Source organism: Xanthomonas sp. 60 (assembly GCF_011761925.1).
The window spans coordinates 368581-383220 of sequence record NZ_JAASQW010000001.1 but is presented as its reverse complement, the minus strand read 5'-3'; the positions used below and the strand labels follow the sequence as shown (position 1 = coordinate 383220).

Genomic DNA, 14640 nt, shown 5'->3' with positions numbered 1-14640 from the left:
CACCTTCGGTGAGAGAGACGCAGGTGCAAGGCAACGTCGGGAAATGCCAGGGCAATTCGGCATTGGCCTGCGAAAACGCCCCGACCGAGGCCGGGGCGTTGGGAACAACGATGCATCAGGCCTGCAGGATCAGTACTGCGCGCGCAGCGTCAGCCCGGAGAAGGTGCTGTACGCCTTCACCCGTACGTGCCAGGTCCCGGCGGCCGGATTGTTGAGGGTGCAGGTTTCCGCATTGCCACTGAGATAGGGACGGCAGGTGTAGACGGTGTCTGTCGGCGCGCTGCCCGAGCGCACGTACAGATCGGCATCGCCACTGCCACCACTGATCGCAACGCGCAGCTGCGAAACGCCCGCGGGCACGCTGAGGGTGTAGTTCAACGCAGTGCCCGAGGCCGCACCCAGGTTCGTCACCGCCACGTTGTTCTGCAGCACGGTACCCGACCCCGGCGGCGGCGTCCCGCCCCCCCCGTTGAGCGCCGCACTCACCGCTGCATCCGCGTTGACGATGCCCGCCCCGCACCCGCCCGAGCAGGCGCCCGGCAGGGCCCGCGCGGTGTTCTTGATGATCGTTTCGACCTGCGCAGGGGACAGGGGGGACGGGGCCACCGCCTGCATCAGCGCCACCACGCCGGCCACGTGGGGGGCTGCCATCGAGGTGCCGTTGTAGGACGCATAACTTGCGCTGGCGGGCACCGTGGTGCCGCTGTTGAGCGTGGACAGGATGGCCTGGCCCGGAGCGGAGATATCGATACCGGCACCGTAGTTGGAGAAGCTGGCGCGGGCGCCGGTGCTGGTGGTGGCCGCCACCGCGATCACGTTCGCGCAGTTGGCCGGGACCGACGAGGACACATTGGTGTTGCTGTTGCCGGCGGCCACGACCACGGTGGTGCCCCGCCCGACCGCGCCGTTGATCGCGTTCTGGTAGGTCGTCGAGCAGCTGCCACCGCCGCCGAGTGACATGTTGATGACCTCGGCCGGGTTGGCATTGGCCGGTACGCCTGAGACGGTGCCGCCGGAGGCCCAGACGATAGCGTCGGCGATATCGGAGGTATAGCCACCGCACTTGCCCAGCACGCGCACCGGGACCACCTTTGCATTGAACGCGGTGCCGGCCACGCCGGTGCTGTTGTTGGTCACGGCCGCCACGGTGCCTGCGACATGCGTGCCATGCCAGCTCGAGCTGGAAGCAGGAATGCCGCTGCCGCATTCGTTGGCGGCATACCAGTCGCCTTCATCGTTGGCGTTGTTGTCGCGGCCACCGCCATCGCGCGCCATCGCCGCGTCACTGATGAAATCGTAGCCGGGCAGGATGTTGGCGTTCAGATCAGGATGGTTGGTGATGCCGGTATCGATCACGGCCACCACCACGCCGGCACCGGTGGACTTGTCCCAGGCCGGGCGCACGTTGATGGAGGCATTGGAGGTACCAAAGCCCCACTGCTCGCCGAGGCGGGCATCGTTGGGCACCAGGGTCGGACGCATGATCTGGTCGACCTCGACGTATTCCACGTTCGGATCAGCGGCGAGCTTGCGCATCAACAGCTCGGCCTGTGCGACGTCCAGCGGCTGGTCGGTGCGGACCACGGTCGGGCCGATCGCCAGGCGCCGCACTTCCTGCAGCCCGATCGCCTGCCCCCGGCCAAGAGTGAGCCCCGCTGCGGCGGTTTTCAGGGACGTGGCCAGGGCGGTGGGCGCCGCCAGCGGCGCACTGCCGTCGCGGTACTTGACGATGAAGCGCTGATGGCTCGGTGCGGAGGCCAGGCCGCTGAGCTGTACATCGCCTGCGAAGGCGGGACCGGCGATGAGCAGGGAGGTGAGCAGTGAAGCCCCCACCACGACCAGAGCACGCTGACGTAGACGCGGTTGCGTATCCTTCGACATCGGAAATCCTCTGAAATGCGGCTGACGTTGCCGTTACCGGAAAACGGGAGGCCGGCCAGGATCCGCAGGCTGAGTGCGGTGGCGGGGATCGCAGGCCGGAGTGGACGGTCCGCATGCAGGTCCGCCCTGGCTCTGAAGCTAGTCGCTTCTGGCCTGTCCAGACAACGCTTCAGGACAAAGTCAGGGACATGAAATGTCAGATTTGTGACTTGCGGTGTGTAGGATTTGTAAAGGTGAAGAGAATTTCACCTCTTCATCACGCCTGATCCAGGGTCTGCAGCGGCTGCGACAAAGAAAAAGCCCGTCGCAGGGACGGGCTTCTCCGGCATCCTGGCGACCTTGGCGGTCAGTCCAGGCGCACCAGCCAGCCATGACGATCCGGCAGGCGGCCGTACTGGATATCCGTCAGTTCCTTGCGCAGCGACAGTGTGACTTCGCCTGCCGGTGCCGACAGGTCGCCCACTTCGAAGCCGTCGCCTTTCAGCTGGCCGATCGGGGTCACCACGGCGGCGGTACCGCAGGCGAACACCTCGGTGATCTCGCCGGAGGCCACGCCCTGCTTCCATTCGTCGATGCCGACCTTGCGCTCCACCACGTTCATGCCACGGTCGCGGGCCAGCTGCAGGATGCTCTCGCGGGTGATGCCCTCCAGGATGCTGCCGGACAGTTCCGGCGTGACCAGCGTGCCGTCCTTGTAGACCAGGAACACGTTCATGCCGCCCAGCTCTTCAAGGTACTTGCCCTCGACCGGGTCGAGGAACAGCACCTGCGAGCAGCCCTGCGCCTGCGCCTTCTGCTGCGGCAGCAGCGAGGCGGCGTAGTTGCCGCCACACTTGGCCGCACCGGTACCGCCCTTGGCCGCACGCGCGTACTCGGTGGAGAGCCAGATCGCCACCGGCGCGACGCCCTTGGCGAAGTAGGGACCGGCCGGGCTGGCAATCACGTAGTAACCGGCCTTCTGCGCGCCGCGCACGCCGAGGAAGGCTTCGTCGCCGATCATGAAGGGGCGGAAATACAGGCTCGATTCGTCCGCAGACGGCACCCAGTCCTTGTCCAGCGCGATCAGCTGCCTGAGCGACTCCACGAAGATCTCCACCGGCAGTTCCGGCAGTGCCAGGCGCTGCGCGGAGCGCTGCAGGCGACGACCGTTGGCCTCGGGACGGAAGGTCCAGATCGAGCCGTCCGCATGGCGGTAGGCCTTGATGCCCTCGAAGATCTCCTGGCCGTAATGCAGGACGGCGGCGGCCGGGTCCAGCTGCAGCGGGCCGTAAGGACGCACGTTGGCGTTGTGCCACCCGGTGTCCTTGTCCCAGCGCACCTCCACCATGTGATCGGTGAAGTGCAGGCCGAAGCCCGGTTTTTCCAGGATGGCGGCGCGCGCCTGCGCGCTGCGCGGAGTATCCGAACGGGTAACGGCAAAGCTGGGGATGGACTGGGACACCGGAGATTCCTGTTCTGGTTGCGGTTGGGGCCGGAAACCCACCCGCATGGGCAGTCTCCGGTCGAGGGCGGTCCCTCAGAGCATGCCGGTCTCGAGACGGGCGGACTCGGACATCATGTGGCGTCCCCACGGCGGGTCGAACACCAGTTCCACGTCGGCCTGGGCCACGGTGGGAATGATCTCCAGCTTGCTGCGCACGTCATCGACGAGGATGTCGCCCATGCCGCAGCCGGGCGCGGTCAGGGTCATGCGCACGTCCACCTCGCGGCGGCCGTCGTCGAGGTGGCGCAGGTCGACCTCATAGACCAGGCCGAGATCGACGATGTTGAACGGGATCTCGGGATCGAAACAGGTGCGCAGCTGCTGCCACACCAGCTGTTCGACCTGCTCGTCGGTGGCACCCTCGGGCAGTTCCAGCGGCGCGGGGGCCTCCTTGCCGATGGCATCGCCATCCCTGCCGGCGATGCGGAAGAGGTTGCCTTCGACGAAGACCGTGTAGCTGCCGCCGAGCGCCTGGGTGATGTAGCCATAGCTGCCGGCAGGCAGGGTGACCGTATCGCCCTGCGGGACCATGACGGCCTCGCAGTCGCGTTCGAAATGGACGGGTTCACTGCTGCGGGAATACATGGGCTCTATCTGGGGGCTGCGGACGCGCCGCGCAAGCCGGCATTTTAGCCCACCTGCCCGACGCCCGCCCGTGCACCGCGGCAAACCCAGTATCCTGTCGCCGACCAAAGGAAAAACCGCATGCCTCCCACTGCTGTACCGGGCCGGACCCATCCCTGGCTCTGGCTTCTGATGTTGCTGCTGGCCTCGGCCACCGCGCTGCTGGCGTGGGTGGTGCTGTCGTTGAAGACTGGCACCCAGCTCGGCTGGATGGCCGTTGCGGTCGCGCTGGAGCTGGTGTTCATGCTGCGGCTGGGCACGTTGCGCGGCGGCCTGCTGAGGATGGGCCTGGTCGTCGGCGGCACCCTGCTGATCACCGCGCTGTCGTGGTGGACCGTGGCCAGCGCCTGGATGGGCGGACCGATGGGCCTGCTGCCGTGGGAATCGGCGCTGCGCATGGGCCCCCGCCTGGCCTGGACCCTGATCGAGCTGGCCACCACCCTGCGCGACTGGCTGTGGGTCGGTGCCGCCGTGGTGCTGGGCGCCTGGCTGGGCGGACAGAAGCCGCGCTGACGCGCCGCAGTCGCATGCCCCGCGCAGCCGCGGCTCCGGCCAACGCGGGTGTCAGTGCCCGCCGTCGAGCCCCTTCAGTTCACTGACCAGGGCCCCGGCGGCCTGCGCACCGTCGCCATAGAGCATGCGTGCGTTGTCGGCGTAGAACAGCGCGTTCTCGATGCCCGCGAACCCGGTGCCCTTGCCGCGCTTGATCACCACCACGTTGCGCGCGTTGACCACGTCCAGGATCGGCATGCCGAAGATCGGGCTGGCCGGATCAGTGCGCGCGACTGGATTGACCACATCGTTGGCGCCGATCACCAGCACCACATCGACATTCGGGAACTCCGGGTTGATGTCATCCATGTCCACGATCAGGTCATAGGGCACGCCGGCCTCGGCCAGCAGCACGTTCATGTGCCCCGGCATTCGCCCGGCCACCGGGTGGATGGCGAAGCTGACCTTCACCCCGCGCGATCAACCGCTGCGCCAGCTCCCAGATCTTGTGCTGCGCCTGGGCCACCGCCATGCCGTAGCCGGGTACCACCACCACGCGTTCGGCGAAGGCCATCATCGCCGCCACGTCCGAGGCGTCGATCGGCTTCTGCGCGCCGCTGATCGCCTGCGCCGCGCCGCCGCCGGGGCCGCCGAAGTTGGAGAACAGCACGTTGCTGACCGGACGGTTCATCGCCCGGGCCATCAGCCGGGTCAGCAGGATGCCGGCTGCGCCGACCATCATGCCGGCGATGATCAGGGCCTCGTTCCCCAGCACGTAGCCTTCAAAGGACACCGCCAGGCCGGTGAACGCGTTGTACAGCGAAATCACCACCGGCATGTCCGCACCGCCGATGGGCAGGGTCATCAGCACGCCCAGGGCCAGCGCCAGCGCGAAGAAGAGCACGATCGCCCATGGCGAGAGCGTGCTGGCGGCCATGATGCCCACGATCACCACCGCAGCAGCGACGGCCAGGTTCAACGCCTGCTGCCCGGGCCACGTCACACGACGGTCGAGCCGACCGTCCAGCTTGGCCCAGGCCACGACCGAACCGGACAGGGAGACCGCACCGATCGCCGCGCCGGTCACGGCCAGCGCGAGCACCATCGCCGAAGGCTGGCGAGCCGCCAGATCGGCCAGCGCCTGCGCACTCCAGTGCCGCGTATCGCGGTCGGCCAGTGCGGACCAGCGCAGCAGTTCCACCGCACCAATCGCCGCGGCCGAACCACCTCCCATGCCGTTGTAGAGTGCGACCATCTGCGGCATGTCCGTGACTGCGACCTTGCCCGCCGACCACCACGCCACGCCCGCCCCCAGCACCAGCGCGGCGAGGATCAGCGGCACGTTGTGCAGCTCGGGCAGGAAGAAGGTCGCCAGCGTCGCCAGCAGCATGCCCACGCCCGCCCAGCGGATGCCACTGCGTGCGGTGAGCGGCGAAGCCATGCGCTGCAGGCCAAGCAGGAACAGCGTGGCGGCGGCGAGGTAGCTGGAACTCACCAGCCAATGGAGCAGATCCGGGGTGCTGATCGTCACGGTTTCGGCTCCTGTGGCGGATCCCTGCGGCTCGGCCGGAACATCTCCAGCATGCGCTCGGTGACCACATAACCGCCGGCGGCATTGGCCGCACCCAAGGCCACTGCGATGAATCCGAGCACCTTCTCCAGCGGTGTCTGCGCATGGCCCAGCACCACCATCGCGCCGATCAGCACCACCCCGTGGATGAAGTTGGAGCCGGACATCAGCGGGGTGTGCAGGATCACCGGCACCCGCGAGATGATCACGTGCCCGGCGATGGCCGCCAGCATGAAGATGTACAGCGCTACGAATCCGTCGCTCATCGGCCGTGCCTCCCTCCGTATCGTGGCTTCATCATAACCACGGGCTGAACCGTGCGCGCGTGCCGGTCAACGCCGTTGCTCCCCGCGCGTTATCGACGGTGTACCGATCAAGGAAACCGTACCCTGTGCTGGTGAGCAGCCCCCTGCCTGTTGCCCAAGCCTCCCCTGCCTCGCTGGATGCGTTCCTGGCCGGCCTTGGCACGCGTGCGTTCCGCTTCGCCGAAGCCGGGCTGCGCCATCGCGAGGACGCGCTCGACGCCGTGCAGGACAGCCTGCTGCGGATGCTGGACTACCGCGACAAGCCCGCTGCCGAGTGGCCGCCCCTGTTCTGGAGCATCCTGCGTCGGCGGGTGATCGACATGCAGCGGCGACGCCGGTTCCGGTTGCCGTTCTGGCGCGACGCAGCCGATGCCGACGGCCAGGCCGTGGACTGGGCGGACCAGGGCCCGGGGCCGGCCGCACTGCACGAGCAGCAGCAGCAGTACCAGGCGCTGGTGGAGGCGCTGCGCTGCCTGCCGGCCCGGCAGCGTGAAGCCTTCACCCTGCGCGTACTGCAGGACCTCGATGGCGCCACCACCGCGCAGGCCATGGGCTGCAGCGAGGGCGCCGTCAAAACCCACCTGGCGCGTGCACGACAGGCGCTGCAGAGTCTGATGGAGAACCCGACGTGAGCCCGATGCTTCCCCCCGACGAGCGCCTGCGCGCGCTGCAGCTGCAGGCCGAGCAGTCAGTCAGCCCGGTCACGTTGGCACGCCTGCGCAGCGCGCGGCAGGGTCCGGCCCCCTCGCGCCGCATGACCGGGCCGTCGCGCTGGCTGCCGATGGCGGTCGCCGCCGGCCTGGCGCTGCTGGCCGTCGGCGTGCATCTGCAGGCGCCGTCCCCGGCGCCGTCCACGCTCGCCCCAGGGGTCGCGGCGATGCAGAACGACGATGGGGTATTGGACGAGAGTCCCGACCTGTACCTGTGGCTGGGCGCGACCGACCTGGCAATGGAGTGAACCGATGATCCCTGACCGTTACCGTTTCCTGTTGATCACCCTGCTCATGGGCGCGGCGACCTCCGGCGCTTCGGCGCAGGCAGCGCCACCGGCCTGGGAGCAGCTCAGTCCCGCACAGCGCGAGGTGCTCATCGCCCCCCTGCGCGACCGCTACAACAGCGCGCCGGCGCCGCAGCGGCAGAAGATGCTGCGGCATGCAGAACGCTGGCAGGCCATGAGCCCGGAGCAGCGCGATCAGGCACGCAAGGGCATGCGCCGCTTCGAGCACATGAGCCCGGAACAGCGCGAGCAGGCGCGGGCCCTGTTTGGCGCGATGCGTGGCCTGCCACCGGCGCAGCGCGATGCACTGCGCGAACGCTGGCGCGCGATGACCCCCGAACAGCGCCGGCAATGGGTGCGCGAGAACCCGCCCTTGCCGGGCGGCCGCGATTGAGCGACCTGGCGCGCACGCGCCGCGAACGCGCGGTCAGCCCGCTGCCGGCCAGCGCGTTTTCGCCAGCAGTTCGTCGTCCCAATCGAAGACGAGCTGGCCATCGCGTGCGAACAGCGCGACGAAATTGAACAGGTTGCGCGCGTACATCTCGCTGGCCTGCGTTGCGCCGAGGCTGGCCAGGTCCACCGGCCCGTCGATCACCACGCCGCCGTGCTCGATGCAGTCACCCGGCACCGTCAGCGCGCAGTTGCCGCCGCTTTCCGCCGCGAGATCGACGATGACGCTGCCGGGCAGCATGCCGTCCACCATCGCCCCGGTCAGGATCACCGGCGCACGGCGTCCAGGCACCGCGGCGGTGCAGATCACCACGTCCACGCCGCGCAGGTGATCGCCCAGCCGCTGCTGCTGCAGCGCACGCTCGTCCTCATCCAGCACGCGGGCGTAGCCGCCCTCCCCTGCCGCCGAGACGCCCAGGTCAAGGAAGCGCGCACCCAGCGACTGGATCTGCTCGCGGGTTTCCGGGCGCACGTCGAAGCCTTCCACCTGCGCACCCAGTCGCCGCGCGGTGGCGATGGCCTGCAGCCCCGCCACGCCCGCGCCGACCACCAGCACCTTGGCCGGCCGTACGGTCCCGGCGGCCGTGGTCAGCATGGGAAAGAAGCGCGGTGCCCGCAACGCGGCGATCAGCGTGGCCTTGTAGCCAGCCATGCCGGCCTGTGAACTGAGCACGTCCATGGACTGCGCACGCGTGGTCCGTGGAAGCTGCTGCAACGGGAACAGCTGCAGCCCGGGCGTGCTGGCCAGCGCCGCCAGCGCCGCATCCGTGGCAGGCTGCAGCAGCCCTATCACGCTGGCGCCGGCCGGCAGCCGGGCCAGCCGGGCGGCCGCAGGCGCCTGCACGCAGAGCAGCACATCGACCTCAGCCCAGCGGCTGTCCTGCATGGGCGTGGCCCCGGCCGCCGCGTAGGCCGCATCGGCAAACCCGGCAGCCGCGCCTGCGCCGGCTTCAAACCACACCGTGACACCGTGCGCGGCCAGCTTCCTGGCCGTTTCCGGCGTGAGCGCGACGCGGCGCTCGCCCGGCGCGGTTTCCTTGACCCCCAGCAGCACTACGGACATGCCCATCCCCGCCGACCCGTGATGGCCGATGGTAACCCAGCCCCGGCCTCCCGGCCGTGCCGGCAGCCGCGCCGCAGGGGCTCAATGCACCGTCGTGTTGCCCTGCGGGTCCAGCCGGTCGATCACGCCCTGCATGGCGCTGTCGAAGGCACCGTCGTCGACGTGGGCACGCAGCCGGCCGAGCCGCACCATCACCGCCAGTTCTTCCGGCGAAGCCACGCAGAACCGCACGCCGCGCCGGTTGACGAACAGCAGACGCGAGGAGATCGGGCTGATCCAGGATAGCTTGCCGGCCTGTACCTTGCCGTCCTTGTCCACGAAATCCAGCCAGGTGCCGACCGTCATGCGGCGGAAGCGGTCGGCGTCGGCATTGTCGAAATCGTCGTCGTCCGTCGCCGCGGCGACCTCCATCGTCGGCGCATCGGACGCAGGCGGCGCGGGCAGCACGACGTGCGGCAGGTCGGGCAGCGCGCGCTCCAGGTCCGGGCGCGATTCGGCGATGGCCTGCAGCGTGTCGTGCAGGGCGTCGATGGCGCGGGTGGTGCCGTCACCGTGTACGCCCACGCTGGCGAACACGCGCGTGAGCGCGCCCTGCCACGCCTGCAGCCACGGCTTGCCGACGATCTTGCGGCGGGCCTCGGCCACTTCGTCCAGCAGCCCATCGCCCACGGCCAGCGCTTCGGCCACCAGCGGACCGTCCTCGCCTTCGCGCAGCAGCGCCAGGGTGAGGTGGTGCTGCCACGGCTGCCGCAGGAAACCGGCGATGGCCTGCGGTAGGGTCGCATCAGCGATACGGCGGTCCAGTTCGGCGCTGGCACGGGTGCGGGCCATTTCAAGCTTTTCCTGGCCGCGCTGCGTCTCGGCCGCGCGGCGCTCGGCGATCTCGATCCGGCGGCGGTGCTGGACCAGGAACTCGCGGAACTCCTCTTCCAGGGTGAGGAAGATCGCCAGGTTCTCGTTGAACTCGGCCACCAGCCGGTCCACGATCTCCTCCACCTTGCCCATCAGCACGCGCTCGGCCTGGCTTTCGCCCGTGTTGCCCTCGCACGCTTCGGCCAGCGAATTGAGCAGGCGCCGTGCGGGATGGGTCTTCTGCACGAACATGCGGCGGTCGAGCATGGCGACCTTGACGAAGGGCACCACCAGCCGACCGATGAGCTCGCGCGAACGGCCTTCCAGATCACGCTCGTCCAGCATGACATCGAAGAGCATGCCGACAAGGTCGATCGCGTCCTCGTCCTGCGGGTCGAGCCGGGCCTGGCTGGGGTCCACGCCCAGCTGGGTGGCGTTGGACAGCACTTCGCTCTTCAGGCGCTGGGCCAGCGACTCGCCATCTTCGCCGATCGCCGCGCGCAGGGTCGCGCTGGGCGTGGCCTGCAGCAACGACAGCACCGACATCATCTCGCGCTGGCTGAGGGGCCGCTGCTGGCCCACTGCGACCTGCGCGGCGGAGGTTGCATCTTCGCGGACGTGGCGGGTCTGCCGCAGCAGTTCATGCAGCGCGTCCAGCAGCATGCCCTGCTCGCCGCCGGGTGTGCCTGGCGCCGCCTGTCCGGCGTCGGCGTCGGCACTGCCGGCAGCGGCCGCGGGTCGGCCCTGCAGGTGGTCGCGGCGCTGTGCCCAGCGGTCGGTGAAGCGTTGTGCCCACACCGGGGGCGCCTGTTCGTCGCTCTCCGGCCCGGCGCCGGCCGCGTCGCGGGCCTGGACCTCCTCGTCCAGACCGCCCGGTGCGTGGGCCGGGCGCTGCGGCGAGGCGCGCCGGGGTGCGGCGATGTTGGGGAGGATGCCGGCACGCGCCAGGTGATCGTCCAGGGCGTCGTAGATCCGGCCGATCGGGTTGTGCAGGTCGCGCTCGCACAGCTTGACCAGCACCAGCCGCACTTCGGGGGCGAGCTCGCAGCTGGCGAACGCTTCGCGCACGGCCACGCCCACGTGCTCGGGACTGATCGGCGAGGTGTCCGCATCCAGCGCCAGGCCGCCGGCGATCCAGCCAAGGCGGCGGTCCAGGCGCGAGAGAACGGGCTTGAAATCGCGCAGCAGCACGGACGCGAACTGGCGCACGGCCAGACGCGATTCCAGCTCATGCTCGCTGACCAGGCTCAGGCCTTCGTCGACCTGCCCGGCCAGCGTGGTTTCCGCCGAGAGCGGGGAACCGGCCGCCATGGCCGCCCAGGCCTCCTGCAGGTGACTGGCGAAGCCTGCTCCGATCTCCTCGCGGCGCCGGCGCAGTTCACGCATGCCATCGAGGAACAGCAGCTGTGAGGACCCGGCCGTCGCCGCACGATCGAACAGCACATCATCGAAGCGCGCCAGGACGGCGCTGAACGCCTGTCCCAGCGCGGGCAGCACCACGTCACGGGCAAGCTGCAGCTGGGTCGCGTTGCGGCCCGGCGTTCCCATTGGAGTGGGCGCGGTCATCATGCGTGAAGGCTCCCCACCTTCGCCGATACTCGATACAACATGGATGCCACGACACATGAAGCCTCCCCAGCCTCATGCCGTCGATCGTAAGCCGTTCCGCACACCACGGACGATGGACCAGTCCTCACTTCCAAACCTCGGGACCGGGCACCCGGCAACCCACGTATCGTAAGCCGTGGCGGGGCTCCTGTGCGAGGGGCGACGACCGTCCTGGGCCTGGCAGCGACTCGATGGTCATCACAATTCTAGAAGGACACGATAACGGTCGTCGGTGACGGTGAGAGGTACGCGCGACTATAACGAATGTCGGGTGACAGCGGGCTTTCCCACGGCAACCGGCCTGCCTGCACTCAGCTGGGGGTACCCGGTCGCGCTTTATACTGGCCCTCCGATCCCCGCGAGCGCTGCCCATGCCCGATTCCGCCGCCCTCCTGGCCCTCGACGCCCGCCGCTCCGTGCCCTCCCGGCAGCTTGGCGCGCCGGGACCGGACCGCGCCACGCTGCTGCGCATGCTGGCCTCCGCCGTCCGCGTGCCCGACCACGGCAAGCTGGTGCCGTTTCGTTTCATCGAGATCAGCGGGCAGGCGCGGGGACGTCTGGGCGATTTCGTGGCCGAACGCGCGCTGCAGCGCACACCGGACCTGGCCTCCGCCCAGCTGGACAAGGACCGGCAACGGTTCAGCCACGCGCCGGTGGTGATCGTGGTGGTGGCCTGCGTGCGCGAGACCCCGAAGGTGCCGGCGCCGGAGCAGCTGATGACCGCCGGCAGCGTGTGCTTCGCGCTGCTCCAGGCCGCCCAGGCGCTGGGGTTCGGCGCACAGTGGCTGACCGCGTGGATGGCGTTCGATCCCGGCGTGCAGGCCCACCTGGGGCTGGTCGAGGGCGAGCAGATCGCCGGTTTCATCCACATCGGCACGCCGAAGATCGAGGTCCCCGAACGCGAGCGTCCTGATCCGGAGGCGCTGCTGCAGGTCTGGAGCGGCGCGTGAACGCCCACGCCGCTGCGCCGGTTGAGCCGGCCCGTTCGCGGGTGATCGCCCTGCCCACCGGTCCGGCGGGAACGCCCGGCCCGGTGCCGCCGCCGCTGTACCTGGTCGACGCCAGCGTCTACGTGTTCCGCGCCTGGCACTCCGTGCCGGACCAGTTCCAGGATGCGCAGGGCTGGCCCACCAATGCCGTGCATGGCTTCGCGCGTTTCCTGCTGGAGGTGCTTGAACGCGAGCGCCCCCGCCATATCGCGATCGCCTTCGACGAAGCCCTGGGCAGCTGCCATCGGCACCGCCTGTACCCGGCCTACAAGGCCAACCGCGAACCGGCGCCGGACGCGCTGCGGCGCCAGTTCGTTCATTGCAAGGCGCTGTGCGCCGCGCTGGGCCTGGCCGTGCTGGCCCATGCGGAGTACGAGGCCGACGACCTGATCGGCAGCGCGCTGCATGCACACCGCCACAGCCACCGGGGCGTGATCATCTCCGCCGACAAGGACCTGTCGCAGTTGCTGCTGGCCCATGACGAGCAATGGGATTTCGCGCGCAACCAGCGCTGGGGCATGAGCGGCGTCAAGGCGCGGCACGGCGTGCACGCGCACCAGATCGCCGACTACCTGGCGCTGTGCGGCGATGCCGTGGACAACATTCCCGGCGTGACCGGCGTGGGCGCCAAGTCCGCAGCGGTCCTGCTGGCGCATTTCGGCAGCCTGGACACGCTCTACGAACGGCTGGACGAAGTGCCGTTCCTGCGCCTGCGTGGCGCAGCGCAGATGGCCGTGCGCCTGCGCGAACAGCGCGACCACGCGCTGCTGTGGCGCCAGCTCACCACCCTGAGCCTTGACGCGCCGCTGGACGGCACCGAAACCGGCTTGCTGCGCGGCGAAGGCGATGGCGAACTGCTCGACGGTCTCTGCACGGCCCTGCGCCTGGGCCCCATGACCCGCCGCCGGCTGTTCGCCGCTGCCGGCCTGCCGGTACCGGGCGGCGAAATTTCTACTCTTCCTTCAAGCGAGTTTCCATGAACCAGCGAAAGACCGAAGCCCCGCGTGTCGTCTTCGAGGGCAAGTACCAGCGCATGGTCGTGCGCGGCACCTGGGAGTACAGCGAGCGCACCCATGCCGGTGGGCTGGCGGCGATCATCATCGCCGTCACTCCGGAGGACAACGTGCTGTTCGTCGAGCAGTTCCGGGTGCCGCTGCAGGCACGCACCATCGAGATGCCCGCGGGCCTGGTCGGCGACATCGACGCAGGCGAGTCGATCGAACTGTCTGCCGTACGCGAGCTGGAGGAAGAAACCGGCTGGACGGCCGAACATGCCGAAGTGCTGATGGTCGGCCCGACCTCCTCCGGCGCCAGCAGCGAGAAGATCGCCTTCGTGCGGGCCACCGGCCTGCGCCGTGTCGGGCAGGGCGGCGGTGATGACAGTGAAGACATCCTTGTCCACGAGGTGCCGCGTACGCGTGCCGCCGCATGGCTGGTGCAGAAGATCAGCGAGGGCTACGAGCTCGATGCCAAGCTGTGGGCCGGGCTGTGGATGATCGACCACCATCTGGACGGCACTGCGCGTGGCTGACGTGGCCCTGCCTGCCCTGCTTTCAGTCGATGATCCGGCGGTCTACCGGATCCATCGCCCGCAGGGCCGCTCACCCTTCGTGCTGCTGGCCGACCATGCCGGCCAGCAGGTTCCCCGCGCACTGGAAGCGCTTGGCCTGCCGCAGGCCGAGCTGGACCGCCACATCGGCTGGGACATCGGCATCGCCGGCACCACCCGCGCGCTGGCCGAGCGGCTGGATGCGTGGGCGATCGAACAGACGTACTCACGCCTGCTGATCGACTGCAACCGTCCGCTGCAGTCACCCACGCTGATTCCCGAGCGCAGCGACGGCACCTGCATTCCCGGCAACCAGTCCCTGGACCAGGCGCGGCGACAGCAGCGCATCGATACCATCCACGCGCCGTACCACGCCCGGATCGGCGCCGAACTTGATCAACGCCAGGCGCAGGGGCGGCCCACCCTGCTGGTGATGATGCACAGCTTCACCCCGGCCATGGCCGGCCACGCCCGGCCGTGGCATGCGGGCGTGCTGTACCACCAGGACACGCGGTTTGCCCATCGCCTGCTGCGCGCGCTGCGTGCCGAAGGGAATCTGGTGGTCGGCGACAACGAACCCTATTCGGTGAACCGCAACAGCGACTATGCCGTCCCCGTGCACGGCGAAGACCGGGGCCTGCTGCACGTGGAGCTGGAAATCCGCCAGGATCTGATCGCCGATGCCGCCGGGCAGCAGGCCTGGGCCGGGCGGCTTGAGCGGCTCCTGCGCGCGCTGGAGCCGCAGCTGCTGCATGCGCAGGCTACCGGCGGCTGAAG

14 protein-coding genes and 1 pseudogene are annotated in these 14640 nt (G+C 69.2%); 8 read left to right on the top strand and 7 right to left on the bottom strand.

Translation table 11 applies throughout. From position 1 onward, the window contains the following. Window positions 1-129: 129 nt before the first annotated feature. The 3 genes from FHY09_RS01715 to sufT form a co-directional block, all read right to left on the bottom strand. Window positions 130-1881, bottom strand: coding sequence for a S8 family peptidase (locus tag FHY09_RS01715; protein WP_166923543.1), 1752 nt, complete (start codon window positions 1879-1881; stop codon window positions 130-132). Window positions 1882-2227: 346 nt separating this feature from the next. Continuing rightward, window positions 2228-3322, bottom strand: a complete 1095-nt coding sequence (locus FHY09_RS01710) for a branched-chain amino acid aminotransferase (RefSeq protein ID WP_166923541.1) — start codon at window positions 3320-3322, stop codon at window positions 2228-2230. Window positions 3323-3397: 75 nt separating this feature from the next. Continuing rightward, window positions 3398-3949, bottom strand: a complete 552-nt coding sequence (gene sufT, locus FHY09_RS01705; protein ID WP_166923539.1) for a putative Fe-S cluster assembly protein SufT — start codon at window positions 3947-3949, stop codon at window positions 3398-3400. A gap of 120 nt (window positions 3950-4069) precedes the next feature. Between sufT and FHY09_RS01700 the strand changes: the two genes are divergently transcribed. After that, on the top strand, window positions 4070-4501 hold the full coding sequence (locus FHY09_RS01700; RefSeq protein WP_166923538.1) for a hypothetical protein: 432 nt from the start codon (window positions 4070-4072) through the stop codon (window positions 4499-4501). 51 nt (window positions 4502-4552) lie between these two features. Here FHY09_RS01700 and FHY09_RS01695 read toward each other — a convergent pair. Both FHY09_RS01695 and FHY09_RS01690 read right to left on the bottom strand, forming a co-directional pair. Continuing rightward, window positions 4553-6011, bottom strand: a pseudogene (locus FHY09_RS01695) (NAD(P)(+) transhydrogenase (Re/Si-specific) subunit beta). Next, the gene (locus FHY09_RS01690; RefSeq protein WP_166923536.1) at window positions 6008-6316 is read right to left on the bottom strand and encodes an NAD(P) transhydrogenase subunit alpha; all 309 of its coding nucleotides are present in this window, start codon (window positions 6314-6316) and stop codon (window positions 6008-6010) included. The pseudogene FHY09_RS01695 and the gene FHY09_RS01690 overlap by 4 nt, the downstream one beginning before the upstream one ends. 125 nt (window positions 6317-6441) lie before the next feature. On the opposite strand from FHY09_RS01690, the gene FHY09_RS01685 reads away from it, so the two are divergent. The 3 genes from FHY09_RS01685 to FHY09_RS01675 are packed head-to-tail and all read left to right on the top strand — an operon-like array spanning window position 6442 to window position 7746. Further along, a complete protein-coding gene (locus FHY09_RS01685) occupies window positions 6442-6987 on the top strand; it encodes an RNA polymerase sigma factor (RefSeq protein ID WP_166923534.1) in 546 nt (181 codons plus the stop codon). A 5-nt stretch (window positions 6988-6992) separates the two neighbouring features. Next, entirely contained in the window at window positions 6993-7313 is a 321-nt protein-coding gene (locus FHY09_RS01680; protein ID WP_208407507.1) for a hypothetical protein, read from the top strand. Window positions 7314-7359: 46 nt separating this feature from the next. Next, a complete protein-coding gene (locus FHY09_RS01675) occupies window positions 7360-7746 on the top strand; it encodes a DUF3106 domain-containing protein (RefSeq protein ID WP_456362698.1) in 387 nt (128 codons plus the stop codon). Between the two features lie 33 nt (window positions 7747-7779). Here FHY09_RS01675 and FHY09_RS01670 read toward each other — a convergent pair whose 3' ends face one another. Both FHY09_RS01670 and FHY09_RS01665 read right to left on the bottom strand, forming a co-directional pair. After that, a complete protein-coding gene (locus tag FHY09_RS01670; RefSeq protein WP_166923528.1) occupies window positions 7780-8865 on the bottom strand; it encodes an NAD(P) transhydrogenase subunit alpha in 1086 nt (361 codons plus the stop codon). Window positions 8866-8946: 81 nt separating this feature from the next. Beyond that, the gene (locus tag FHY09_RS01665; protein ID WP_166923526.1) at window positions 8947-11286 is read right to left on the bottom strand and encodes a DUF1631 domain-containing protein; all 2340 of its coding nucleotides are present in this window, start codon (window positions 11284-11286) and stop codon (window positions 8947-8949) included. A gap of 410 nt (window positions 11287-11696) precedes the next feature. On the opposite strand from FHY09_RS01665, the gene FHY09_RS01660 reads away from it, so the two are divergent. The 4 genes from FHY09_RS01660 to FHY09_RS01645 are packed head-to-tail and all read left to right on the top strand — an operon-like array spanning window position 11697 to window position 14638. Next, window positions 11697-12275 carry a nitroreductase family protein gene (locus tag FHY09_RS01660; protein ID WP_166923524.1) on the top strand — a complete coding sequence of 193 codons (579 nt, stop codon included), beginning with the start codon at window positions 11697-11699 and terminating at the stop codon, window positions 12273-12275. A 41-nt stretch (window positions 12276-12316) separates the two neighbouring features. Further along, on the top strand, window positions 12317-13294 hold the full coding sequence (locus tag FHY09_RS01655; protein ID WP_166924340.1) for a 5'-3' exonuclease H3TH domain-containing protein: 978 nt from the start codon (window positions 12317-12319) through the stop codon (window positions 13292-13294). Beyond that, a complete protein-coding gene (locus FHY09_RS01650; RefSeq protein ID WP_166923522.1) occupies window positions 13291-13845 on the top strand; it encodes an NUDIX hydrolase in 555 nt (184 codons plus the stop codon). Before FHY09_RS01655 ends, FHY09_RS01650 begins: the two co-directional genes overlap by 4 nt. Continuing rightward, window positions 13838-14638, top strand: coding sequence for an N-formylglutamate amidohydrolase (locus FHY09_RS01645; protein WP_456362677.1), 801 nt, complete (start codon window positions 13838-13840; stop codon window positions 14636-14638). Before FHY09_RS01650 ends, FHY09_RS01645 begins: the two co-directional genes overlap by 8 nt. Window positions 14639-14640: the final 2 nt, after the last annotated feature.

Coding starts and splice junctions, on each gene's coding strand:
- FHY09_RS01715 (WP_166923543.1), bottom strand. CDS start 1,881: ATGTCGAAGGATACGCAACCGCGTCTACGTCAGCGTGCTCTGGTCGTG.
- FHY09_RS01665 (WP_166923526.1), bottom strand. CDS start 11,286: ATGATGACCGCGCCCACTCCAATGGGAACGCCGGGCCGCAACGCGACC.
- FHY09_RS01675 (WP_456362698.1), top strand. CDS start 7,360: ATGGGCGCGGCGACCTCCGGCGCTTCGGCGCAGGCAGCGCCACCGGCC.
- FHY09_RS01670 (WP_166923528.1), bottom strand. CDS start 8,865: ATGTCCGTAGTGCTGCTGGGGGTCAAGGAAACCGCGCCGGGCGAGCGC.
- FHY09_RS01680 (WP_208407507.1), top strand. CDS start 6,993: ATGCTTCCCCCCGACGAGCGCCTGCGCGCGCTGCAGCTGCAGGCCGAG.
- FHY09_RS01660 (WP_166923524.1), top strand. CDS start 11,697: ATGCCCGATTCCGCCGCCCTCCTGGCCCTCGACGCCCGCCGCTCCGTG.
- sufT (WP_166923539.1), bottom strand. CDS start 3,949: ATGTATTCCCGCAGCAGTGAACCCGTCCATTTCGAACGCGACTGCGAG.
- FHY09_RS01650 (WP_166923522.1), top strand. CDS start 13,291: ATGAACCAGCGAAAGACCGAAGCCCCGCGTGTCGTCTTCGAGGGCAAG.
- FHY09_RS01700 (WP_166923538.1), top strand. CDS start 4,070: ATGCCTCCCACTGCTGTACCGGGCCGGACCCATCCCTGGCTCTGGCTT.
- FHY09_RS01690 (WP_166923536.1), bottom strand. CDS start 6,316: ATGAGCGACGGATTCGTAGCGCTGTACATCTTCATGCTGGCGGCCATC.